Annotated in this window: 3 protein-coding genes and 2 rRNA genes (2 of these 5 only partly in view); 3 read left to right on the top strand and 2 right to left on the bottom strand. The window is 42.4% G+C overall.

Annotation, left to right across the window (positions count from 1 at the left end):
• Together SJY24_RS28865 and rrf are read left to right on the top strand one after the other, a co-directional pair.
• Window positions 1-2,047: ribosomal RNA gene (locus SJY24_RS28865) — 23S ribosomal RNA — on the top strand; it begins 875 nt to the left of the window's first position.
• 49 nt (window positions 2,048-2,096) lie between these two features.
• Window positions 2,097-2,212: ribosomal RNA gene (rrf, locus tag SJY24_RS28860) — 5S ribosomal RNA — on the top strand.
• Between the two features lie 151 nt (window positions 2,213-2,363).
• On the opposite strand, the gene SJY24_RS28855 is transcribed toward rrf, so the two are convergent.
• Together SJY24_RS28855 and pdxR are read right to left on the bottom strand one after the other, a co-directional pair.
• Entirely contained in the window at window positions 2,364-2,822 is a 459-nt protein-coding gene (locus SJY24_RS28855) for an ASCH domain-containing protein (RefSeq protein WP_377867088.1), read from the bottom strand.
• Between the two features lie 104 nt (window positions 2,823-2,926).
• Complete coding sequence (pdxR, locus tag SJY24_RS28850) at window positions 2,927-4,339, bottom strand: MocR-like pyridoxine biosynthesis transcription factor PdxR (protein WP_377867087.1); 1,413 nt, start codon at window positions 4,337-4,339, stop codon at window positions 2,927-2,929.
• Between the two features lie 117 nt (window positions 4,340-4,456).
• Here pdxR and SJY24_RS28845 point away from each other — a divergent pair, with 117 nt between their 5' ends.
• Window positions 4,457-5,000 carry the 5' portion of a proline dehydrogenase family protein gene (locus SJY24_RS28845; protein ID WP_377867319.1) on the top strand. The gene runs 416 nt beyond the window's last position, so only the first 544 of its 960 coding nucleotides appear in the window; the start codon lies at window positions 4,457-4,459; its stop codon lies beyond the right edge, outside the window.

The following is a 5,000-nucleotide window of genomic DNA, read 5'->3' as shown; positions in this document are numbered from 1 at the left end:
GGGCTAGCCTTAAGTGTAAGAGTCTTGGAGGTAGAGCACTGATTGAACTAGGGGTCCTCATCGGATTACCGAATTCAGTCAAACTCCGAATGCCAATGACTTATCCTTAGGAGTCAGACTGCGAGTGATAAGATCCGTAGTCAAGAGGGAAACAGCCCAGATCGCCAGCTAAGGTCCCAAAGTGTGTATTAAGTGGAAAAGGATGTGGAGTTGCTTAGACAACTAGGATGTTGGCTTAGAAGCAGCCACCATTTAAAGAGTGCGTAATAGCTCACTAGTCGAGTGACTCTGCGCCGAAAATGTACCGGGGCTAAATACACCACCGAAGCTGCGAATTGATACCAATGGTATCAGTGGTAGGGGAGCGTTCTAAGTGCAGTGAAGTCAGACCGGAAGGACTGGTGGAGCGCTTAGAAGTGAGAATGCCGGTATGAGTAGCGAAAGACGGGTGAGAATCCCGTCCACCGAATGCCTAAGGTTTCCTGAGGAAGGCTCGTCCGCTCAGGGTTAGTCAGGACCTAAGCCGAGGCCGACAGGCGTAGGCGATGGACAACAGGTTGATATTCCTGTACCACCTCTTTATCGTTTGAGCAATGGAGGGACGCAGAAGGATAGAAGAAGCGTGCGATTGGTTGTGCACGTCCAAGCAGTTAGGCTGATAAGTAGGCAAATCCGCTTATCGTGAAGGCTGAGCTGTGATGGGGAAGCTCCTTATGGAGCGAAGTCTTTGATTCCCCGCTGCCAAGAAAAGCTTCTAGCGAGATAAAAGGTGCCTGTACCGCAAACCGACACAGGTAGGCGAGGAGAGAATCCTAAGGTGTGCGAGAGAACTCTGGTTAAGGAACTCGGCAAAATGACCCCGTAACTTCGGGAGAAGGGGTGCTTTCTTAACGGAAAGCCGCAGTGAATAGGCCCAAGCGACTGTTTAGCAAAAACACAGGTCTCTGCGAAGCCGTAAGGCGAAGTATAGGGGCTGACACCTGCCCGGTGCTGGAAGGTTAAGGAGAGGGGTTAGCGTAAGCGAAGCTCTGAACTGAAGCCCCAGTAAACGGCGGCCGTAACTATAACGGTCCTAAGGTAGCGAAATTCCTTGTCGGGTAAGTTCCGACCCGCACGAAAGGTGTAACGATTTGGGCACTGTCTCAACCAGAGACTCGGTGAAATTATAGTACCTGTGAAGATGCAGGTTACCCGCGACAGGACGGAAAGACCCCGTGGAGCTTTACTGTAGCCTGATATTGAATTTTGGTACAGTTTGTACAGGATAGGCGGGAGCCATTGAAACCGGAGCGCTAGCTTCGGTGGAGGCGCTGGTGGGATACCGCCCTGACTGTATTGAAATTCTAACCTACGGGTCTTATCGACCCGGGAGACAGTGTCAGGTGGGCAGTTTGACTGGGGCGGTCGCCTCCTAAAGTGTAACGGAGGCGCCCAAAGGTTCCCTCAGAATGGTTGGAAATCATTCGTAGAGTGCAAAGGCATAAGGGAGCTTGACTGCGAGACCTACAAGTCGAGCAGGGACGAAAGTCGGGCTTAGTGATCCGGTGGTTCCGCATGGAAGGGCCATCGCTCAACGGATAAAAGCTACCCCGGGGATAACAGGCTTATCTCCCCCAAGAGTCCACATCGACGGGGAGGTTTGGCACCTCGATGTCGGCTCATCGCATCCTGGGGCTGTAGTCGGTCCCAAGGGTTGGGCTGTTCGCCCATTAAAGCGGTACGCGAGCTGGGTTCAGAACGTCGTGAGACAGTTCGGTCCCTATCCGTCGTGGGCGTAGGAAATTTGAGAGGAGCTGTCCTTAGTACGAGAGGACCGGGATGGACGCACCGCTGGTGTACCAGTTGTTCTGCCAAGGGCATAGCTGGGTAGCTATGTGCGGAAGGGATAAGTGCTGAAAGCATCTAAGCATGAAGCCCCCCTCAAGATGAGATTTCCCATAGCGTAAGCTAGTAAGATCCCTGAAAGATGATCAGGTTGATAGGTTCGAGGTGGAAGCATGGTGACATGTGGAGCTGACGAATACTAATAGATCGAGGACTTAACCATATAATATGTAGCAAATGTTATCTAGTTTTGAAGGAATATGCCTTCATAGTTTGGTGATGATGGCAGAGAGGTCACACCCGTTCCCATACCGAACACGGAAGTTAAGCTCTCTAGCGCCGATGGTAGTTGGGACCTTGTCCCTGTGAGAGTAGGACGTCGCCAAGCAACTTTAAGACGAGTCAGAATGACTCGTCTTTTTTGTGTTTAATGAAATAAGCTTGTTATGAATGGCTCAAGAAATCCATTCATAACAAGCTTATTTGTTTAAAGATAAATATATTTATATAGCATGGACTTCGGGTAAAATGGTTATTTATCATAGCTTCACTTTGTTTTTTACATCGATAAGCTTAAAACGTTCGCAAACGAGCAGCATATCTTCAGAAAAACTAAGACCAAGCTCGTTTAGTTCCTTTGTAAAGAACTGAATATGGGTATCTCTCCAGTAACTATAAGTACGATCGCCTTCGCCTTCTGCGATAGCGAATTCTTCTGTTACTTCATTCATTGGCATTATAGTTACTTCTATTGTCTTAATAATAGCTACAGGTTCATCCTGACTATTGAGTACAATACTATAATCGTTAGTTGTTGGTAGTGGTTCATTTTCTAATTCATAAAAAATATGGCCGGAGCATGTTGCGGTTTTCACACCATCAATGACTAATTGAGCGAGATAATCAGGAGAATCACCAAATTGCCAAGCTGTAACAGATTCTGGTTTTTCATTGTTTCCCCAATAAGTATCCCAATATGATTGTGCTAATGGATTCATTTGTGTACTTACCTCACTTTAACTAATATTTTAGTCTCTTTATAATCCCTGGGGAATTTCCTTATTTGTTAGATTCTTTAATTTTGAGTTTTAAAGTCTATTTATTAACAAGAATATATACAAGGTATTGCCCTCTGTAGTCTGCTTACACCTTCTTTTATTTCTTCAGTTGTTAAATGTCCATACCCCATAATAATTCGATTATGATGTTTTCCTTTTTCAATGGCGTGGTCTTCCACAGGATATACTTTAACCCCCAGTTGTTGGGTTTTCTCAAGTAATTCTTTGGTGAATTGAACTTGATTGAATTCAACAATCAGGTGTAATCCTGTAGAATAACCGAAAATATTGATCTTATTTGAGAATGCTAATTTTAATTGCTGGATAAGGAAGTCTCTTCGATTTTTATAGATTTTTTTCATCTTCATAATATGCCGTTCCAAATAATCTTCGGCAATAAATTTAGCAAGGACAAGCTGATTTAAAGAAGATGTATGTAGATCTGAAAACCATTTTACCCTGCGACACTTTTCAATAAGGTGTGAGGGAAGAACTAAGTATCCCATCCTAAGGGCCGGTGATAAAATTTTACTAAATGAACCTATATATATCACACGCTCGGGATCCAATCCCTGTAATGAACTTACAGGTGAGCCTTCATATCGAAACTCACTGTCATAATCATCTTCAATGAGATAACAATTTGTTTTTCTTGAGTAGTTAATCAATTGAACCCGTCGTTGAATCGGTAACGCTCCTCCTAAAGGAAACTGATGAGAAGGAGTAGTGAAGATGAATTTTGGGTTTTTATTTGCAGGCAGCAAAGATGTATTCATCCCAGTATCATCAACTGGTATAGGATAAAGGAAGGCTCCTGAATTTTTAAAAATTGTTTGAATGTCATTGGTGATGGGATCTTCTATTAGTACTTCGTCGCCTGTTGACAAAAGTAACTTAGAAACAAGTGTTAAAGCTTGAGTTGCACCGGAGGTAATTACCAATTGTTCTGGATGACAAAAAACTCCTCTTGTTTTTAGTAAATAGCGTGATAAAGCTTTTCTTAATTCGAGACGCCCTTCGGGAATATCGTATCCAAACGTAGAAGGAGGTGTTTCATTCCATATAGTATGAGATAACTTTGCCCATCCCTTACGTGGAAATAAGTCTAATGCTGGTATCCCTGAACGAAAATTAATGATGTTACTGTCTTTGTTTGTTTCTTCGCACCAAGATAAAGAATCGATTAGAGTTGATTTTTTACGTTGTTCTAAATAAGTCCCTTCGGCAATGAATGTCCCAGCTCCTTGTCGAGCGACCAAAAAACCTTCGGAAAATAATTGATCATAAGCTTCTAAAATTACATTCCTAGACACGCTTAACTCAGAAGATAATTCCCGTGTCGATGGTAGTTTTTCTCCAGATTGTAGCTCTCCGTTTAATATTCGTTCACGTAGTTGGTGATAAACCTGTCGAATTAAACTTATATCTAACGATCGATCAATAGGTATCCAAAGCATATAAATGCTCCCTTCATCAAAATTGGTACCATAAAGGTTTGGTTGAAATGGTACTAATATAAACCATTTTAGCATGCTATAGTTGGATCAAATAGTTCTAAAGGGGATGAAAATGTGATGACGAAACCAGAATTCCAAGTAGCTCAGGCATTTAAATCGATTGCACGAAATGAACATATAAAATCCTATGTACAACAATCCACTGAACTTTATACGTTATTATTGCAAGCCGCGAAACGCTTTGTTACCGGAGAAACGAGACATGAGGGGATTGTGAAAGCAAAAGAACTAATTGCAAAAGGTTATCATACTTCACTAGAATACATAGGGGAAAATATTCTAGATATAGAGGAATGTTATAAAGCAAAAAATGAGTTTTGGAATCTTATTGGGGATATGGGTGCTCTATCTATGAAACAAACAGTATCACTCGATTTATCGCATGTTGGATTATCTATAGATCCAGAAATATCTTATATTCATTTAATAGAGTTGGCAGAGAAGGCAAAAGTACATGGAACTACCCTTATGATAAGTATGGAAGAATCATCTAAAGCAGCAGACATTCTTTCCATCTATAAAAAAACAACTGAGCAATATCCTAATGTAGGGATAACGATTCAGGCGCATTTATATCGCTCAAACAATGATATTCAAGAAC

It is taken from the genome of Bacillus sp. R86525 (assembly GCF_042466195.1).
Lineage (GTDB): Bacteria > Bacillota > Bacilli > Bacillales > Bacillaceae_G > Bacillus_A > Bacillus_A nitratireducens.
The sequence above is the reverse complement of the archived record's forward strand: the minus strand, read 5'-3'. Positions and strand labels throughout refer to the sequence as shown.

Bases quoted from the DNA above. Each gene is read 5' to 3' on its own strand.
- SJY24_RS28855 (WP_377867088.1), bottom strand. From the start codon at position 2,822: ATGAATCCATTAGCACAATCATATTGGGATACTTATTGGGGAAACAAT.
- pdxR (WP_377867087.1), bottom strand. From the start codon at position 4,339: ATGCTTTGGATACCTATTGATCGATCGTTAGATATAAGTTTAATTCGA.